A 17,806-nucleotide genomic window follows, 5' to 3' on the forward strand; every position below is an offset into this window, starting at 1 on the left:
GGCGCGGCGCGCCAGCGCGGCCTGGGCCTGGCGCGCCGCCGGCGCCAATTGCTGCCAGGCGCTACGCGTTTCCTTGAAGATGCGCGCGTGCTCGGCGCTCTGCCCGCACCAGCGGCGAAAGGCTTCGCCATCGGCCACGCTGGCCTGGCCCGAGTCCAGCCGCACGACCCACGCCTGGGCCTCGCGCTTGAGCGCGGCCGCGGGGTCGCCACCAAGGCGGGAGCGTCTGAACAGGGTCGTCATATAGCTAAGACGTTTCGCGGGCCTGGGGACCGTAGCGCTGGACATACTTTTTTTCCAATTTCCCGCAACAGTGCTCCAGCCCCGCGCGCAATTCCTTTTCCACGGTCCGCACCGAAATGCCGAAACGCTCGGCGATCTCGAGGTGCGGCACCTCATCGACCCGCGCCGCGATCACGATCGCCTGGCGCCGCCGTGGCAACTCGGCCAGCGCCGCCTCCAGCGCCTCGATCTGCTGGCGCCCCTCCGCCACCTGCGCCGGGCCCGCCGCCTCGTCGGCCATGTCGTACAGTTCCTCGATCTCGGCCATCGACAGGATGCGGGCATTGGCGCGGCGCTGGTCCTCGGCGACGTTCGCGGCGATCTTGAACAGATAGGCGGCCGGATACTCCACCGGCGCGCTCTCGGCCAGGCTGTCGACCCGCAGCCAGGCTTCCTGCATGGCGTCGTTGGCCAGGTCTTCCGACCCCAGCCGGATGCGCAGGCGCTTGCGGAATTCCTGGTACTTGGACAGGAACAGGTTGCGCAGGGCGTCGCCGGTCATGGACATACGCGTCAGCCCGCCGCGCCGGCCAGGCGGCAATCGGCATCCGGATCCGGGCGTGGCGCCAGCACGATGGTCACGGGCTGCGGCAGGTCGGCCGGCGGCGGCGTGTCCATGATCAATCCCGACAACACGCCGGCCAGCGCCGCGTCGCGGCGCGCGTCGCCGGTGCCCGACAGCACCCGCGCCTGGCGCACCACGCCATTGCGGCCGATCCACAGTTGCAGCGACGCCCGATAGCGACCGAACCGCGCGCCGGTCCACTGGCACAGTGCGCGCGTCACGGTGTTCTGCAATATGCCGGCATAGCGCGTCAGCGCGGCCGACGGCGTCGTGGCCGACGCGCGCGGCGCGGGCGCGCTCGCGGGCGCCTCCACCAGCGTAAACGCCGACGCGCTGCTATAGCGGGCCTGCAGTCCGGTGCCCGCCAGCAACAGGCCCAGCGCCTCGCGCGGCGCCAGCCGGCCGCGCACCGCGTTGCCTTGGCGGCCGGCCGTCAGGCGGCTGGTCACCAGCACCGCCATGCCGGTCGCCTGGGTATAGGCGGCCAGGGCGGCATCCAGCGGCTGCGCGGCAATGTCGAACGCGATCGGCGCGCCATCCGCCACGCGCTGCTGCGCCAGCGCTGCCGGCGGCAGCACCGACAGGCCAAAGGCGAACCAGCAGGCGAACGCCCAAGCGGCCCCAGGCGCCTGCGTGACTGTCATAACACCCCGATGTCTCTTAGATGGCGTGGCGACTGCGTGCCGGCGACGGGCCGGACGCAGGGCGGAAGCGGCATGGTAGCGGCGCCGTGTGAAACAGACGTGACACGCGCCCCGCCGCGCGCCCGCCAGCGCAACAAACCCGTCACCCACGCGGAGCGGCGCGTCCCTATACTGGATTCATCGGTGGCGGCCGCGCGCCGCCCGGCCTTTATGCCAAGGAACCCGCATGCGCATCCCCTGCCTCGTTTCGCGCCGCGCCAGCCTGCTGCTGGCGGCGCTGGCAATGGCGCCCCTGCCCGCGGGCGCCCAGACTCCGCCTACGGTCCAGACACCGCCTACGCCCCGGGCCACGCCCGTCGCGCCGCCATCGCCCACCGGCAGCTCCGCCCCGGCCGACGCCTGCATCGACACCGAGGTCAACGGCTACCGCGCCCTGTCGTATGACTGCCTGAACCAGAAGATGGCGCCCGACGCCGCGCCCAAGCCGCCGCCCGCGCTCGGCTCGGAAACCATCACGCAACGGCCGCCCAACCAGATGGGCCTGCCCACGCCCGCCACCATCGGCAACCGCATGGGCAACACCTTCGGCACCTCGGCCTACCCGCAGCGGCCGACGCCGTAGCGGACGCGCGCCGTCGCGCGGGCTGCCGTCAATCGTTCATGCCCCGGCCCTGTTCGAACCGTGGCGGGCGAGCGTCGCGCCGGTCTCAGGCGGTGCGGCTGATGAAATAGATCTTCTTGACGAACTGGTCCACTTCCCAGCGGCCGGTATAGCCCTCCGGCATCACAAAGGCCTCGCCCACGGTCAGTTCGTGCACGGTGCCGTCCGGATCGACCAGGCGCGCCGCGCCTTCGACGATGTAGCCGAACTCGATGTAGCCGGTGGTGTTGGACTGGAAACTGCCGGCGGTGCTTTCCCAGACGCCGGCCTCGGCGCGGCCGCCATTGCCTTCGAAGGCGGTCACGGTGCGGAACGCCGCGTCGCCTGAAATGGGACGCTTGGGCTTGCCCGGCACCGGGTTCTTCATGGGGCCGGCATCGATGCGGACCAGCCGCGATTGATCATGCTTCACTGCATTTTCCTTGGAATCAATGCGCCGCCACCACCAGCACCTCGGCCGCGCCGCGGCTGACCGTGCGCATGCGATGCGGCAGTTCGGAATCGAAATAGAGGGAATCGCCGGCGTCCAGGCGGAACGCGCGTTCGCCCACCTGGACCTCGATGGCGCCCTTGAGCACCAGCAGGAATTCCTCGCCCGGATGCGGAAAGACCGCGGCGGCGTCGGGAAATTCACGCGGCGGGTGCACGATGAAGGGTTCCATGGCCTTGACCTTGCGGCGCCCGGCCAGCGACTCGTAGTGGTATTCGTTGCCCAGGTCGCGACGTTGCAGCGCTTCGCGATCGGCCACGCGCACCAGGCTGACGACCTCGTCCTGCGCCGCGCCGTCGCCGCCCACCAGTTGCGACACGCCCACGCCATAGGCTTCGGCCAGGCGCAGCACAGTGGAGATCGACGGCTCGCTCAGGCCGCGTTCCAGCTTGGACAGATAGCTTTTGGTCAGGCCCGTGCGCTCGCCCAGTTGTTCCAGGGACAGGGATTGCTGGCGGCGCAGCGCGCGCAGGCGGTGAGGCAGGTCGATCATGGGCGGGAAAATGGCGGACACGACCGATAAGAATGCCCGAAAGCCGCCGTTGCGTCGAGCCGACCCGCCCGACACGCCCTTGGCCGCGCCCATGCGGCGGGCCCGCGCCGCCAGCCCGGCCGCCCTCGGCGGCCCCGGCAGACGCTAGCCCAGCACGTCCGGGTGCTGGCGCAGCGCTCGCCGCGCGTAATACGAAAAGCCCACCTGCGAGCGCTTGGGCGTCAGGATCCAGTCGTGCGCCTCGCGTCCCAGCGCCGGCGGAATCGGCTGGATCGTGCCGGCCGCCATCGCCAGCAACTGCATGCGGGCGGCGCGCTCGAACTGCAGCGCCAACACGCAGGCCTCTTCCACCGTGCCCGCGGCCACCAGCATGCCGTGGTGCGACAGCAGGATGGCGCGCTTGTCGCCCAGCGCCGCCGAGATGATCTCGCCTTCCTCGTTGCCCACCGGCACGCCCGGCCAGTCCTTCAGGAACGCCACGTCGCCATACAGCGGGCAGTTGTCCATGTGCGAGACCTCCAGCGGCACCTCCAGCATCGACAGCGAAGCCGCGTGCAGCGGGTGCGTATGGATGATGCAGTTGACGTCCGGCCGCGCCCGGTAGATCCAGGAATGGAAACGGTTGGCCGGATTGGGCATGCCGCCGCCTTCCTGCACCCGCAGGTCCTCGTCCACCAGCAGCAGGTTGCCGGCCGTGATCTCGTCGAACCCCAGGCCCAGCCGCTGCGTGTAGTAGCGGTTCGGTTCCGGCGCGCGCGCCGTGATCTGGCCGGCCAGGCCCGAATCGTGCCCGCCGTCGAACAGGATGCGGCAGGTCAGCGCCAAGCGCTCGCGCAGCGTCCAGTCGGGCGTGTCGAACTGGCGCTGCATCTCGGCCTTGGCGCGCGCGATCAGTTCATTCTTGCCCAAATGCATCGTATCGGCCATCTTTGACTCCTCGCTATGCCGTTTCCAACAACGGCGTAAAGCCCGGCAGGGCGCGCATGCGCGCCAGCCAGGCGTTGATGTGGGTAAAGGCGGACAGGTCGTAGCCGCCCTGCTCCGCCATGCTGGTGTAGGGATAGAGCGCGATGTCGGCGATGGTCGGCGCCTCGCCCACCAGGAAATCGCGGCCCGCCAGATGCGCCTCCATCCAGGCCGCCGCGCGCATGCCGATGCGGCGCCACTCGACCATCGCCGGGTCATCCACCCGCGCCGTGCCGCGCAGGTGGATCAGCAGGCGCGGCTGCGCGAAGGCGTGCATGTGCTGGGTCTGCTCGAAGCTCAGCCAACTGGCCACCTGCGCCTGCGCCAGCCGCCCCTCGGGCAGCCACGGCGTGCCCCGGCCCAGATACCAAAGGATCGCCTGAGACTCCGCCAGCCACACGCCTTCGGGCGTGCGCAGCGCGGGCACCTGCCGCCACGGATTGATGCGGCCGAAGGCCTCGGTCTCCAGGTCGCCCTGCACGATGTCGAAGGTGCGGCGCGTCAGCGCCAGCCCCATGTAGCCGCAGGCCAGCCGGATCTTCCAGGCATTGCCCGAACGCAGCGTGTCGGCCAGTTCCAGCGGCTGTCCCGCCAGGGGATGCGTCGTCATGCTCAATCCATCCTGATGTCGGCGCGCTTGACGATCTCGGCCCACTTCTTCTTTTCGGCCGCGATGAAGCGCTGGTATTCGTCCGGCGCGCCGGTATAGAGCTGCGTGCCCTGCGCCGCCAGCCGCGTCTTCAGTTCGGGCGAGGCCAGCGTCTGGCGCAGCGCCGCATTGAGCTTTTCCAGCACCGCCGGCGGCGTGCCGGCCGGCGCGAAGAACGCATTCCACGAACTGATCTGCAGCCCCGCGTCGCCGGCCTCGCCCGCGGCCGGCACTTGCGGCGCCGACGGCAGGCGCTGGTCCGCCGCTACCGCCAGCGCGCGCAGCTTGCCCGAGGCCACATGCGGCATGATCACCGGACTGGCGTCCATCACCACATCCACCTGGCCGCCGATGGCCGCGTTGACCGCCTCGCTGCCGCTCTTGAACGGCACGTGCACGATGTCCACGCCCGCCGTCAGCTTCAGCAGCTCCAGCCCCAGGTGCGGCGAACTGGCCGTGCCCGCCGAACCGAAATTCAGCTTGGCCGGATGCGCCTTGGCATACGTCACGAAATCCGCGAAGTTCGCCGCCGGCAGGTCGCCGCGCACCGCCAGCAGATAGGGCGAGCCGGACACCAGCCCGACCGGCGCGAACTTGTCGGGGTCATAACTGAGCTTGGCGTAGATCAGCGGGTTCACCACCTGCGTGCCCACCGTGCCCATGAAGATCGTGTAGCCGTCGGCCGGCGCCGTGGCCGCCACCTGCGCCGCGATCACGCCGCCCGCGCCGGGACGGTTCTCCACCACCACGCTCTGGCCGAGCGCATCGCCCATGCCCTTGCCGACCTGGCGCGCCACGATATCGGTGATGCCGCCGGCGCCGAACGGCACCACCAGCCGGATCGGATGATCCGGAAACGCGGCCTGCGCGCCGCTGCCCGCCCCCGCGGCCAGCGCCAGGGCGGCGGCCATGATGATGCGCTTCATAGAATTCCCCTTGTGTCCGCCGCTTGATTGCGGCTATGACACAAAGTGTCCTATAGAGCATTGATTTTCCGCAAGGGAAATGTGATTGGGGGAATCCCTGAGGGGCGGGAGTAACGTTCGCGGCCTGATCCTTCGCTCAAGCCCGCAAAAAAGCGAAACCCGCCAGCAAAGCGGCGGGTTCATTGGATAGGCGCACCATGGTCATCTCTTCCTTGTCCTCTGGGCGGACAAGACGCGCGGCCATCACACGCCGGGCGATTCAGCCAGCGTGGGCATTCAGGCGGTCAGGAAGCGCACGACTTCGGCCCAATCATTGGTCGACAGGGCGACGTCGTCGAAGTCGCCCTCTTCCTCGTCGTAGCGCGAAACACAGAAGCGCTGGCTCCGGCCGGATTCGCGGTCGGCGTAGTTGGCGTAGTCGACATACACTTTCAGGCCGCGTTCCCGGTTCTCGAATGACGGCGCGGCATCGATGTAGCTCGACGCATCGACGTACCCTTCGGGCAGCGGCGGCAAGGTTGTAATGTCGAAGTCGGGAAATTCGCGGCGCAGTCGGTCAAGGTTCATAAGGCAGGCATATTGAGGCGAGAGACCTGACATTTTACGTTGCTCCGCGTTAGCGGCCACGATGCCTCCCGAAACAGCGGTTCAAGGAACGCCGCGGCGGGATCGCCGCGTACGCCGTTACGCCAGTAGCGCCGCCATGGCGCGCCCCGCGATCATGTCTTCGAACAGGGCCGCGATGCTCGGGGCGACTTCGCGCGTGTCCTCGAATTCCGGCTCGATGCCGTGCACGATGCGGCCCGAGTCGCGTTCTATCGCCAGGAATTCGTAGTCGCCGGCAACGCTCATGTAGATCGGCGTGTGCTGACTCCAGAAGTCCAGGACCGCCTGCCGGCCGCCATCGTCCAGCGCCGCCTCCAGGCTGATATCGCGCAGGGCGTGCCAAGGAAAAGCGCTGTCCGCCGTGCAGTCATGGTCGGCCGCGCTCAGGAACCAGCGTGTCTGGGTCGCGTTGTGCAATTCGATGAAGGTCGCCAGGAATGCGCCATAACCGTGCGCGTCGCCCGGCGCGGTCGCGGCGGTCGGGCCGGGCGTCGTCCGCCGCACCGTCCAGCCGCGAGCGGCAAGATGATCCAGGAAGCGTTGTGGCAGCGATGTCATGTCGGTTTCCTCGATCGGTTATCCAAGGCGCGTCTGCTGGCCCCGTGTCACGCCATCGGTCAGTTATGGCGAACATTATTGCTGCCACGCAATCCCTGGGCAAGGAGATAAAGTTTGGCCACGGCGATGAAAGACGCGCCAGGCCCCCAGTCACCTCGCGTGCGGCGCGCCGCGCCGGCGCCCCGGGCATGCCATTTGCTGAACAAGCAATCCCGTCCTCGCGAACCGCCCCATGTCCCGCAGTGCACCCTTGCCCTCGTTCAGCCTCGATCGCCTGCACGCCGTGCTGGCCGAATCCAACGCCGCGCACGGCTCCGAAGCCATCATGCGCAGATTGGTGGATGCGGGCTGTGACGGCCTGCCCTTGCCCGGCAGCGGGGAGACGCTGACGCGCTGGCGGGCGCTGGCCGCCGTGGCCGCGGTTGACCTGTCCCTGGCCAAGCGCTTCGAGGGCCACACCGATGCGCTGGCGATCCTGGCGGAGCTCGCCGCCCCCGCGCCTGCGCCGCCAGGGAGCATCTGGGGCGTGTGGTGCGCGGAATCCGCGCGGCAGCGGCTGGTATTGATCCCGGACGCCGGCGGGCGGGTGGTGCTCAATGGCATCAAGACCTGGTGTTCCGGCGCGGCCGGCGCGAGCCACGCCGTGGTCAGTGGGTGGACTCCCGCCGGCGCGCCGTGGCTGGCGACGGTCGCCTTGGCGCAGCCCGGCGTGACCCGACTGCCGGACACCTGGCTTGCGCCGGCGATGCGCGATAGCGCGACGCTCGATGTTTCCTTCCGGGACGCGCTGGGAACCGCGCTCGGCGCGCCGGGCGCGTACGTGAACCGGCCGGGTTTCCTGCATGGCGGCGCGGGCGTCGCCGCCTGCTGGTACGGGGGCCTGACCCGCATCTTCCGGCGCCTGCGAGCCGGCGCCTCGGACGGCCGTGCGGATCCCTTCCGCCTGGCGCATCTCGGCGCCGCCGATGTGGCGCTGTCCCAGGCGCGCGGGGCCCTGCATGCGGCGGCCGCCGCCATCGACGCGAATCCGCGCGACGGCTGCGCGCTGGCCACGGCGCGCGCCCGGCTTGCGGTCGAGACGGCGGCTGAGGATATCGTGGGCCGCGCAGCCCGCGCGCTCGGCGCCGGCCCGCTATGCAAGGATCCGGCGCTGGCGCAGGTGATGGCCGATCTGCCGCTCTACATTCGCCAGAGCCACGCGGAACGCGACCAGGCCTCCCACGGCGCCCAGGTGCTTGCCGCGCAGGAGTCGATGTGGACGCTCTAGCCCGCCATTTCGAAACGCTGTATCGCTCCTTCGACGACCCCTGGAACGTGCGCGTCGCCTGGTACGAGCGCCGCAAGCGCGGACTGCTGCTGGCCAGCCTGGGACGGCCCCGCTACGAGCATGCCTTGGAAGTCGGCTGCGGCAACGGCGACATGACACTGGCGCTGGCCGGGCGCTGCCGGCGGGTCACGGCCGTCGACGTGGCCAAGACCGCCGTACGCCGCTGCCGCGAGCATATGCTGGCGAATCATGCCGACGGCGTGCAGGCGGTCGCCCTGCGCCTGCCCGGGGCGTGGCCGCGCATCCCGCCCGGCGGCTTCGATCTGATGGTGATCTCGGAGATGGCCTACTACCTGGAGGACGCCGCGCTGGCTCGCTTTCTGGCCCGCACCCGGGCCAGCCTGCGGCCGGGCGCGGAACTGATTGCCTGCCACTGGCGCGGCGGGTTCGACGACCGGCGGCAGCAGACGGACGCCCTGCATGCCAGCCTGGGCGCGCTGCCCGGCGCCAGGCCGCTGTTCACGCACCAGGAACCCGAGTTCCAGCTCGATGCCTGGAGCATGGATATCGCCCGCAAGGAAGACGGCCGATGATCGGCGTCTGCATCCCCGCCCACGACGAGGAACACCACATCGCGGCGTGCCTGCGTGCGGTCACGCGGGCGGCGCGCCACCCTCTGCTGCTGGCCGAGCCGGTCCGGATCGTGGTGGTGCTGGACCATTGCCGCGATGCCACGGCGCGGCTCGCCGCCGCCTGGCCGGTCCACTGCCTCGCGATCCAGGCCCGCAATGTCGGCGCCGCCCGCGCGGCCGGCTCGCAACTACTGCTGGACGCGGGCGCGCGCTGGTTGTCGCACACCGATGCCGACACCGTCGTGTCGCCCCGCTGGCTGGTGGACCAACTGTCCCTGGGCGCCGAGGTGGTGTGCGGCACGGTAGGCGTGGCCGGCTGGGCGGCGCACGGCGTTCACGCCGAGGCCGCCAGAAGCGACTTTGCCGCCCATTACCAGGACCGCGATGGGCATCGCCACGTACATGGCGCCAACCTGGGCATCGCGGCGCAGGCCTATCGCCGCATCGGCGGCTTTGCGCCGCTGGCCTGCAGCGAGGACCAGACGCTGGTGGACAGGATGGCGCAGGCGGGCTGCTCCATCGCGTGGACCGCGCTGCCGCGCGTCACCACCAGCGCCCGCCCCTACTCGCGCGTGGAAGGCGGCTTTGCCACGGCCTTGCGCGCGGGGGCCAGGGGGGCCGGGGCGGCCCCGCCTCCGGCCGCCCCGGTCAGATGCGCGGAGGACTGGTCTCGCGCTCCGGATGGCGGTGCCGCGCCAGGGATTCGATGAATGCCGCGACGGCGGATTCCGGCGCGTCGCCGATGACGAGGCCTGCGTCCCCAGCCGCCAGGTCCAGGCCCGCCGTCTCCAGCAAGCCGCCGCCCTCGCCCAGCGCCAGCAGCGTCTTGCCGTGGCGGTAGCTGTCGCGGATGAATTCCAGCGCCCGCCCGTCCTGGCGCCAACGCGCCAGCGCATCCCCACCCGTCGGCACCACGGCGCCGTCGAACAGGACTGACGGCTGGTTGTCCAGCGAGGCATCCGCGTCCAGCCGGGCGCCATCGGCCGTCTCAACGGGGCCGATACGCTGCCCCACCAGGCGCACCACCACGCCGGCCTGTATCAGGGCCTGCGCCACCGCCGACACGGCGGCGCCGTCCACCCCTTGCGCCACCAGGATGGCGACCTTGCGCGTGACAACGCCGGTCTGGCCCGGACGCGCCGTCAGCGACAGGGAGGGTGACTGCGCCACTTCCGGGGGCGGGGCCTGGCGCAGGGCGCGGGGCATGGGGTCGGGCAGCGCCATGCCCAGCTTGTCGGCCACGATCCGCGCCAGTTCATCCGAGACGTTGCGCAGCGAGGCGACCATGCGTTGGCGGATGGCGGCAACCGTGACCTTGCTCAGCTCGAAGGCGAAGGCATCGGCCAGATGGCGCCGCTCCCAGTCCGCCTGGCTGTCGTAGAACAGGGTCGCCTGGTTGTAGTGTTCCGCGAAGCGCTCGGGGTGGCCGCGCAACTCGTCGCCCGCCACCGGCTCGGGGAAGGACACGTAGCCCTCCATGCCGGCCTGGAACGGACAGCCGCCGCCCAGCGAATTGGGTTCGTAGGCTACCCGGCCGCGATGCACCGCCTGCCGATGCATGCCGTCGCGCTGGTTGTTGTAGACCGGCGCCAGCGGCGCATTGATCGGGATCTCGTGGAAGTTGGGTCCGCCCAGCCGCGAGATCTGCGTATCCACATAGGAGTGGATGCGTCCGGCCAGCAACGGATCGTTGGTGAAATCGATGCCCGGCACCACGTGCGCCGCGCAGAACGCCACCTGCTCGGTCTCGGCGAAGAAGTTGTCCGGATTGCGGTCCAGCACCATGCGGCCGATGGGGCGCACGGGCACCAGCTCCTCGGGCACGATCTTGGTGGCATCCAGCACATCGAAGCTGAAGCGCTCGGCCTCTTCCTCGGTGAAGACCTGCACGCCCAGCTCCCACGCGGGGCCGTGGCCGGCGTCGATGGCCTCCCACAGGTCGCGGCGGTGGAAATCGGGGTCCGCGCCCGACACTTTCACGGCTTCGTCCCAGACCTGCGAATGCGTGCCCGCCACCGGATTCCAATGGAATTTCACCAGCTTGGCGTCGCCCTGGTCGTTGACGAAGCGGAAAGTGTGCACGCCAAACCCCTGCATCATGCGATAGCTGCGCGGAATCGCCCGGTCCGACATCAGCCACATCAGCATATGGGTCGACTCCGGCATCAGCGACACGAAGTCCCAGAACGTATCGTGCGCCGATGCCGCCTGCGGCATGCCGTGATGCGGCTCGGGCTTGACCGCGTGCACCAGGTCCGGGAACTTCATGGCATCCTGGATGAAGAAGACGGGCATGTTGTTGCCAACCAGATCCCAGTTGCCTTCGTCGGTGTAGAACTTGACCGCGAAGCCGCGCACGTCGCGCGCCGTGTCCTTCGATCCGCGCTCGCCGGCCACGGTGGAAAAGCGCACGAACACGGGCGTGCGCTTGCCCTTCGTCGCGAACAGCGAGGCCCGCGTCAGGCCGGCCAGCGATTCGTAGCATTCGAAGTAGCCGTGCGCTGCGGATCCCCGCGCATGCACGATGCGTTCCGGAATGCGTTCATGGTCGAAGTGGGTAATTTTTTCACGCAGGATGAAATCCTTGAGCAGCGCGGGGCCGCGCAGGCCCGCTTTCAGCGAATGCTGGTTGTCGCTCACGGCGACGCCCTGGTTCGTCGTCAGTGCCTGCCCCTGCGCATCCACGCGCACCCGCGCAAGACCGCCGTCGACCGCGTTGGCGCCAGCCTCGGGCGGCTCGCCCGTCTTGTCGGTGTACTGGTTCTCGGACAACGAGCTGGCGCTCGCCGACGCATCGGCCGTCGCCACGGCGACGCCGCGGTACGGGCAGCGGGCGCCCGCGTCCCCGTATTCTTTCTCTTTGTCGGGATGATGGGGCAGCGCCCGGGCAGTCGCCGCCACCGCGGCCGCCCGCTGCATCGCCGCGGAGCCGACGCCCTCGGCGGGCGCTTCGGCGGGGCCGCTGTCCGTATTGTTGAAAGCCGTGTCGACGGCTCCCGGCTTCCTGGCCTTGCTTGGTTTCCTGGCTGGCATGGATATCTCCCTGTACGTGTCGATGGCATCGGTGTGGGCCGACGATGATCCGATCGGGAGATTCAGCAAGCGCCATGCCTGGCGCCAGCCCCTACTGCGTGGTGATGTTGCTCTCGCGGATGATCCGGGCCCAGGCGGCCAGCTCCTGTTCCACGAAGCGGCCCAGTTCGTCCGGGCCCATGAAGGCGGCGAACGCGCCCTGCTCCTCCATCTGCTTGCGGTAGCCGTCGCTGGCGACGATCCGGCGCAGTTCCGCGGCCAGTTGGTCGATGACAGGCTGGGGCGTCCTGGCCGGCGCGAACAGCGCGAACCACGACTCCACCTCGTAGCCGGGCAATCCGGCCTGCGCGGTCGTCGGCACCTGGAGCATTGAAGGATTGCGTTCAGGGCCGGCGTAGGCCAGCGCCTTGAGCTTGCCGGCGCGCACCTGGTTGATGACCGACGGCGGCGTGGTGATGAACATGTCGACCTGGCCGCTGATGAGATCGGCCACCACCGGCCCGGCGCCCTTGTAGGGCACATGGGTCACCGGCACGTTGGCGGCGCGCGCGAACGTCTCGCCGGCGATGTGCTGGATCGAGCCGTTGCCGGAGGACGCGAAGAACAGGCCGCGGTTGTCCTTCCTGGCGTAGGCGATCAGTTCGGCCAGCGAGTTGACCGGCAGCTTGCCGCTGACGGCCACCACGTGGGGCGCGCGCATCACCAGCGCGACGGGCGCGAAGTCCGCCGGTTTCCAGCGGATGTCGCGGAACAGCGCCGGGTTGCCGACGTGGTAGCCCGAGTACTGCAGCAGCAGGGTGTAGCCGTCGGCCGGGGCGCGGGCGACGTACTCGGTGCCGATGTTGCCGCTGGCGCCCGGCCGGTTCTCGACGATGACCGGCTGGCCCAGGCCCTTGGTCATCTGTTCGCCGAGCAGGCGCGCGACGATGTCGGTGGACCCGGCCGGCGAGCTGGGCACGACGATGGTGATGGGCCGGCGCGGATAGTCCGCCGCCATGGCGGGAATGGCGGCGCCCAGCGCCAGCGTCGCGGCAACGACAAAAGCCGATGTCTTCATGGGTTGTCTCCTCTTGGGATGGCCAGGGCCGACCGGGGCCCTGTTTGTTGTGGTGGCGCGCCCTCGCGCGCCGGCGGTCGATCAGGGGTGGGCGTAGAGGCGTTCCATCTCCTTGCGCACGCGGTAGGCGGTCAGGGTGTCGTCGATGCGCACGTCGTCCCAGGTCAGGGACTGGTCCTTGGCCACGGGCCGCACCAGCTTCAGGTCGTGCGCCAGGCCCAGCGGCAGGTTGCCGCGCGCGACCGAGTCGCGGGCCGGGAACAATTTGCCGAACACCGTGTAGCCGCCCTCGCCGTCGAGCATTTCGCCGGGCTTGAGGTCGCGCTTGGCGGTGGCCACCACGTCGGCGTTGAAGCAGCGCGCCACGCCGGTGGGCTCGCCGCGCAGACCGACACTGGCCACCGAGATGCCCAGCTCCAGGCCGATGAGGTGCCATTTCTTGTACTGCACCATGCAGCGGCCGTCCGGGTCGGTGAACACCTGGTATTCCTTGAAGCAGCGGGCGACATAGTCGTTCGGCGCCTCAACGCAGACCCACACGCCCTTGCGGATGTCATAGCCCACCGGGCGGCCATCCGGATGCAGCGACGAGGCCACCTCGACCACGCCCAGGCTGTCGAGCACGCCGCCCTGGCTGCGCAACCGCATCACCGTCGGGATCTGCTCGATCGAGGCCGGCGGAAAACTCAGGCCGTTGGCGGGCGCCTGCAGGCCGGTGGCGTTGGCGATCGCGGTGCTCTCGATGGCGGGTTTGGAGCCGTCGAGGAAGGCGTTGAACATCTTCGGGTTCATGCCGCCGACGCGGGCCTGTTCGGCCGTCACGCCCCAGTGGTCCCACACGGTGTCGGGGGTCGATTCGCGGTACTGCGGCAGCCATTTGTGGCCGCGGCCGGCGGCAACGATGGGAAAGCCGCAGGCGCGGGCCCAGTCCACCAGCTCGCACGCCAGACCGGGCTGGTCTCCATACGCCAGCGAATACACCACGCCGGCCTCGCGCGCCCGGTGCGCCAGCAGCGGGCCGCAGAAGGCGTCGGCCTCGACCGTGACGTTGATGACGTGCTTGCCCTGCCGGAACGCCTCCAGGCAGTGCTCGACCGCGGCGATAGGGTTGCCCGTGCACTCGATGACGAGGTCGATGCCGGGATGCGCGACCAGCGCCCGCCAGTCGTCGCCGACATGCGTGGTGCCATGCCTGGTCGCGTCGTCGAGCGAGCGCGCCTGCGCGCGTTCCGGCCCCCAGTGCACCCGCTCCAGGTTGCGGTGTGCGTTGGCCGGCGACAGGTCGGCGATGCCGACCATGTGCACGCCCGGCGTATGAGGCACCTGTGCCAGGTACATGGAACCGAACTTGCCGGCGCCGATGAGGCCGACCCGAAGCGGCTTGCCGGCCGCGGCGCGGGCCAATAGTTGGGAATAAAAGTTCATAGCGCGCCTTTCCTGAAGCGAACGTTGAGCAGGTCTTCGAAGACCAGGATCATGGCGCCCTTGTCGGCGGCCCCGTGGCCGCGCAGCAGCGCCGTCTGGTAGGTGGCCGTGGCGGCGGCCAGGACGGGCATGGGCACGCAATGGCGCGCACCCAGCTCGGCCGCGCTGACAAGGTCCTTGTAGGCCGCCTGCAGCGGATAGCCATCGGTGAAGTGATTGAGCAGGATGCGCGGCAGGAAGAATTCGGACGCGTAGCTGCGCCCCGTGCCGTGGTTTATGACCTGGGCCGTCTGTTCCGGCGCCAGTCCCATCCGGCACGCCATGGGCAGGATCTCCGCCAGCGCGGCGCAGTTGATGTCGAACAGCAACTGGTTGACGAGCTTGGTCAACTGCCCCGCGCCGGCGCCGCCCATGTGCAGCACCTGGCTGCCCATGCGCTCGAGCAGCGGCCGGGCCTGTTCGAAGGCGTCGGGCTCGCCGCCGCACATGATGGTCAGCGTGGCGTCCTCGGCGCGCGCCTGCATGCCAGAGACCGGCGCGTCCAGGAAGCGGATACCGCGCGTCCGCAACTGCTCATCGACCTGCAACGTGGCGCCGTGCTCGATGGTGCTGGTGTCGATGACCAGCGCCCCGGGCCGCATGATGGCGGCCAGGCCGCCGGTCCCCAGCAGCACGTCGCGCACGGCATCGGTCCCGGGCAGGCTCAGGATCACGATGTCCGCCTGGCGGAAGTCGTCCAGCGAATCCGTGGTCCGGGCGCCGCGAGCCTGCAGCGCCGGATAGGCCTCGCGCGTCTTGGCCGAGACCAGCAGATCGATGCCCTCGTGCGCCAGGTTGAGCGCCATCGGCTTGCCCATCTGGCCCAGCCCGATGAATCCGACGACCGGCCGGGAATGCGGGGCCGTCACTTGGCGCGCTCCGAGATCTCGATCAGGTTCAGGTCCGGATCGCGCAGGTAGATCGAGCGGATCGGGTAATTGGCGCCGGTGCGCGCCACCGGCCCCTCGATGATGGTGGCGCCGCGGGCGGTGAGCGTGGCGATCACCTCGTCCAGCGGCTCGCTGGCGATGAAGCACAGGTCCAGCGCGCCGGGCACGGGAAGGTGCGCCTTGGGCTCGAATTCCCGGCCCTTGACGTGCAGGTTGATCTTCTGCGCGCCGAACTTGAAGGCCTTGCGGTTCTGGCCGAAGGTCTCCAGGGTCATGCCCAACTGCCGCACGTAGAAATCCACGCACGCCGGCTCGTCGCCGGTGGTCAGCACCAGGTGGTCTAGATGGTCTATCATCGCTTTCTGCCTTGCTGTTTTACGAATACATGCACTGTATCTCCGCAAAAACAGCCGCAGAATTGCTTTTTCAATACATAGAATTCGCAAAACGCGAAGACCAGCGATGATCAATCCCGCCCGCATCGACTTTGTCACCCTGCGCCTTTTCTGCGCCGTGGCCGAGACCGGCAGCCTGACCCGGGGCGCCGCCCGCTGCAACCTGGCCCTGTCCGCCGCGAGCCGCCGGATCGCCGATTTCGAGGCCGCCGCGCGGGCCGCGCTGCTCGAGCGCGGGCCGCAGGGCGTGCGGCTGACCGCCGCCGGGCACATCGCCCTGCAGCACGCGCTGCGGCTGTTCCAGGGATTCGAGCTGTTCGGCAACGAACTCGACGAATACGCCAACGGCTCGCGCGGCCACATCCGGCTGTGGGCCAACATGTCGGCGCTGGTGGAGTTCCTGCCGGCGGCCCTGTCGCGCTTCCTGGCCGGCTACCCCGATACCCATGTCGAGGTCGAGGAGCAGCTGTCCGGCGACATCGTGCGGGCCCTGATCGACGGCATCGCCGACGTCGGCGTGTTCGTCGGCGGCGCGCCCGCGGACGGGCTGGACGTGCGCCCCTTCCAGACCGACCAGCTGGTCTTGCTGGTGTCGGCGTCCCACCCCGTGGCGGGGCGCCGCGCGATCGCCTTCGAGGACTGCCTGGACTACGATTTCGTCGGCCTGAATCGCGGCAGTTCGCTGCTCAACACGATCCGGGCGGCGGCCCAGCAGGCGGGCCGGCCGCTGCGCCTGCGCGTGCAGGTGCGCAGCTTCGACGCCATGGCGGAGATGATCGCCAACAACCTGGGCATCGGCGTGTTGCCCGAGGGCGCCTGCGCCCATCGGCTGCAGCCGGGCCGCCTCAAGGCGATCAGGCTGACCGACGCCTGGGCCCGGCGCGAGCTGGTCCTGGCGACCAACCCCGAGCGGCCGCTGACCCGGGCGGCCGGGCTGCTGGTCGACCATCTGCTGGCGCAGGCGCCGCGAGCGGCATGACAGCGCGCCGAGGCGCGCATGGCGTGCGGGCGGCGCCGTCCGGGTCCGCGCGATGCGGCCATGTCCGCGCCGGCAGGCGTCTTGCCGGCTACGGCAGGTTCTCGCGCAGAATCACCTGGCTGCGGTTCATCTCCACCCCGCTCATGGGGCTGCGCTTGTCGCGCACGTTGCAGAAGATGCGCACGCAGCTCATCAGCGCCTCCACCGGGCTCTGCGTGATGACGGCGTCCATGGTGCCGTCGATCAGCAGCGCGCGCGTGTCCGGCGTCAGGCCGTGGCCGATGAACACCACCCGGTGCTGCAGCCCGGCCTCCTTGAGCGCCCTCGCCACGCCGTCGGAAGCGCCACCGATGTTGTAGATGCCGGCAAGCTGCGGGTATTGCTCCAGCAACTGGCGCGTCTGCTCGTAGTTGCGCTGGGCGTCGTCGTAGCCTTCGCGCAGGTCCACCACCTGCATGGCCTGGAACTGCTCGGCGTAGAGCTGCAGGAAGCCGCCCTCGCGCTCCTCGTGGGCGCGGTAGTGGCGCGAGCCGGCGATCAGCGCCACGTGCGCGGCGCGCGGGCCGATGAAGCGCGCGAGCAGGTAGCCGGCGGTGCGGCCGGCGGCGCGATTGTCCAGGCCCACATAGGCCACGCGCGCGCTGTTGGCCAGATCGGAGATCAGCGTCACCGTGGGCACGTCCTGTTCGGCCAGCGCGTTGACGGCCTCGCGCACCACCGGATGCTCCAGCGCCATGAAGGCGATGCCGTCGGCGCGCCTGCCGTGATGCAGCAGCGCCTGCGCCAGGGCCTCGGGGTTGAAACTCTCGACGTAATCCACCTGGCAGCGCGCGTTGAGCGGCGCGAAGTGCTCGTGCGCGTAGCTCACGCTGTCGCCCAGCATGCGCAGGAAGCGGTTGCTGCCGCGCGGCAGCAGGATCACCAGCCGCATGGGCTCGGGCGCCATCGCGGCGAACAGGTCCGCCTCGGGCAGGTAGTCGAGCTCGGCGGCGGCCTTGAGCACGCGCTGCGCGGTGCTGTTGCGCACGCCGGGGCGCCGGTTCAGCACGCGGTCGGCCGTGGCGGTGGACACGCCGGCCAGCGCCGCGACCTCGGCCAGGGTCGCCAGCTTGCGTTCGCGAGCGGGCTTTATCACATCAAAAACCATCATTGTTAGGGTTTGACGATGCGGGCGCCGGTTCACTATTGTCCGTCATGCCTCAGCGCGATGGACTTCTGCGGCACCTCAAAAAACATCATAACCAAGATT

The 17,806-nt window shown here is 69.6% G+C and carries 21 protein-coding genes; 5 read left to right on the top strand and 16 right to left on the bottom strand.

The features are described from left to right. The 3 genes from HV783_RS26705 to HV783_RS26715 form a co-directional block, all read right to left on the bottom strand. The coding region (locus tag HV783_RS26705) for a FecR/PupR family sigma factor regulator (protein WP_175190190.1) at positions 1–243 on the bottom strand (243 nt) is incomplete at its 3' end. A 4-nt stretch (positions 244–247) separates the two neighbouring features. Then, positions 248–784: an RNA polymerase sigma factor gene (locus HV783_RS26710; protein ID WP_254604054.1), complete on the bottom strand. Its 537-nt coding sequence runs from the start codon at positions 782–784 to the stop codon at positions 248–250. A gap of 11 nt (positions 785–795) precedes the next feature. Then, positions 796–1,491: a secretin and TonB N-terminal domain-containing protein gene (locus tag HV783_RS26715; protein ID WP_116791818.1), complete on the bottom strand. Its 696-nt coding sequence runs from the start codon at positions 1,489–1,491 to the stop codon at positions 796–798. A gap of 226 nt (positions 1,492–1,717) precedes the next feature. On the opposite strand from HV783_RS26715, the gene HV783_RS26720 reads away from it, so the two are divergent. Continuing rightward, positions 1,718–2,113 (top strand): hypothetical protein, encoded by a 396-nt coding sequence (locus tag HV783_RS26720; protein ID WP_175190192.1) that lies wholly within the window; start codon positions 1,718–1,720, stop codon positions 2,111–2,113. An 85-nt stretch (positions 2,114–2,198) separates the two neighbouring features. On the opposite strand, the gene HV783_RS26725 is transcribed toward HV783_RS26720, so the two are convergent. The 7 genes from HV783_RS26725 to HV783_RS26755 form a co-directional block, all read right to left on the bottom strand. Then, positions 2,199–2,564, bottom strand: coding sequence for a cupin domain-containing protein (locus tag HV783_RS26725; protein WP_054417395.1), 366 nt, complete (start codon positions 2,562–2,564; stop codon positions 2,199–2,201). Positions 2,565–2,580: 16 nt separating this feature from the next. Further along, positions 2,581–3,135 carry a helix-turn-helix domain-containing protein gene (locus HV783_RS26730; protein ID WP_054417394.1) on the bottom strand — a complete coding sequence of 185 codons (555 nt, stop codon included), beginning with the start codon at positions 3,133–3,135 and terminating at the stop codon, positions 2,581–2,583. A gap of 144 nt (positions 3,136–3,279) precedes the next feature. Continuing rightward, on the bottom strand, positions 3,280–4,062 hold the full coding sequence (locus tag HV783_RS26735) for an aldolase (protein WP_175190193.1): 783 nt from the start codon (positions 4,060–4,062) through the stop codon (positions 3,280–3,282). Positions 4,063–4,075: 13 nt separating this feature from the next. Then, the gene (locus tag HV783_RS26740; RefSeq protein WP_054449419.1) at positions 4,076–4,711 is read right to left on the bottom strand and encodes a glutathione S-transferase family protein; all 636 of its coding nucleotides are present in this window, start codon (positions 4,709–4,711) and stop codon (positions 4,076–4,078) included. 2 nt (positions 4,712–4,713) lie between these two features. After that, entirely contained in the window at positions 4,714–5,676 is a 963-nt protein-coding gene (locus tag HV783_RS26745; RefSeq protein WP_175190194.1) for a Bug family tripartite tricarboxylate transporter substrate binding protein, read from the bottom strand. Between the two features lie 276 nt (positions 5,677–5,952). Further along, positions 5,953–6,243, bottom strand: coding sequence for a hypothetical protein (locus HV783_RS26750; RefSeq protein WP_054502933.1), 291 nt, complete (start codon positions 6,241–6,243; stop codon positions 5,953–5,955). 117 nt (positions 6,244–6,360) lie between these two features. Continuing rightward, on the bottom strand, positions 6,361–6,840 hold the full coding sequence (locus tag HV783_RS26755; RefSeq protein ID WP_175190195.1) for a hypothetical protein: 480 nt from the start codon (positions 6,838–6,840) through the stop codon (positions 6,361–6,363). A 250-nt stretch (positions 6,841–7,090) separates the two neighbouring features. Here HV783_RS26755 and HV783_RS26760 point away from each other — a divergent pair, with 250 nt between their 5' ends. From HV783_RS26760 to HV783_RS26770, 3 genes are read left to right on the top strand one after another with little or no spacing between them, the layout of a single operon-like run. After that, positions 7,091–8,107 (top strand): acyl-CoA dehydrogenase family protein, encoded by a 1,017-nt coding sequence (locus HV783_RS26760; RefSeq protein ID WP_254604056.1) that lies wholly within the window; start codon positions 7,091–7,093, stop codon positions 8,105–8,107. Next, positions 8,095–8,700: a class I SAM-dependent methyltransferase gene (locus HV783_RS26765; protein WP_054502936.1), complete on the top strand. Its 606-nt coding sequence runs from the start codon at positions 8,095–8,097 to the stop codon at positions 8,698–8,700. The genes HV783_RS26760 and HV783_RS26765 overlap by 13 nt, the downstream gene beginning before the upstream one ends. Next, positions 8,697–9,449, top strand: a complete 753-nt coding sequence (locus HV783_RS26770) for a glycosyltransferase family 2 protein (RefSeq protein WP_175190197.1) — start codon at positions 8,697–8,699, stop codon at positions 9,447–9,449. Before HV783_RS26765 ends, HV783_RS26770 begins: the two co-directional genes overlap by 4 nt. Here HV783_RS26770 and HV783_RS26775 read toward each other — a convergent pair. From HV783_RS26775 to HV783_RS26795, 5 genes are all read right to left on the bottom strand, one after another. Then, positions 9,388–11,772: a catalase gene (locus tag HV783_RS26775; RefSeq protein WP_175190198.1), complete on the bottom strand. Its 2,385-nt coding sequence runs from the start codon at positions 11,770–11,772 to the stop codon at positions 9,388–9,390. The genes HV783_RS26770 and HV783_RS26775 overlap by 62 nt on opposite strands. A 91-nt stretch (positions 11,773–11,863) precedes the next feature. Then, the gene (locus HV783_RS26780) at positions 11,864–12,829 is read right to left on the bottom strand and encodes a Bug family tripartite tricarboxylate transporter substrate binding protein (RefSeq protein ID WP_175190199.1); all 966 of its coding nucleotides are present in this window, start codon (positions 12,827–12,829) and stop codon (positions 11,864–11,866) included. Between the two features lie 81 nt (positions 12,830–12,910). Further along, entirely contained in the window at positions 12,911–14,254 is a 1,344-nt protein-coding gene (locus HV783_RS26785) for an NAD(P)H-dependent oxidoreductase (RefSeq protein ID WP_175190200.1), read from the bottom strand. Then, positions 14,251–15,162 carry an NAD(P)-dependent oxidoreductase gene (locus tag HV783_RS26790; RefSeq protein WP_175190201.1) on the bottom strand — a complete coding sequence of 304 codons (912 nt, stop codon included), beginning with the start codon at positions 15,160–15,162 and terminating at the stop codon, positions 14,251–14,253. The genes HV783_RS26785 and HV783_RS26790 overlap by 4 nt, the downstream gene beginning before the upstream one ends. Continuing rightward, the gene (locus HV783_RS26795) at positions 15,159–15,539 is read right to left on the bottom strand and encodes a VOC family protein (protein ID WP_175190202.1); all 381 of its coding nucleotides are present in this window, start codon (positions 15,537–15,539) and stop codon (positions 15,159–15,161) included. Before HV783_RS26795 ends, HV783_RS26790 begins: the two co-directional genes overlap by 4 nt. 106 nt (positions 15,540–15,645) lie before the next feature. Between HV783_RS26795 and HV783_RS26800 the strand changes: the two genes are divergently transcribed. Then, positions 15,646–16,557, top strand: coding sequence for a LysR family transcriptional regulator (locus HV783_RS26800; protein WP_175190203.1), 912 nt, complete (start codon positions 15,646–15,648; stop codon positions 16,555–16,557). Between the two features lie 88 nt (positions 16,558–16,645). On the opposite strand, the gene HV783_RS26805 is transcribed toward HV783_RS26800, so the two are convergent. After that, complete coding sequence (locus HV783_RS26805) at positions 16,646–17,707, bottom strand: LacI family DNA-binding transcriptional regulator (protein ID WP_175190204.1); 1,062 nt, start codon at positions 17,705–17,707, stop codon at positions 16,646–16,648. Positions 17,708–17,806 lie beyond the last annotated feature (99 nt).

This window comes from Achromobacter dolens, assembly GCF_902859745.1.
In the GTDB taxonomy this organism is placed as follows: Bacteria; Pseudomonadota; Gammaproteobacteria; order Burkholderiales; family Burkholderiaceae_B; genus Achromobacter; species Achromobacter dolens.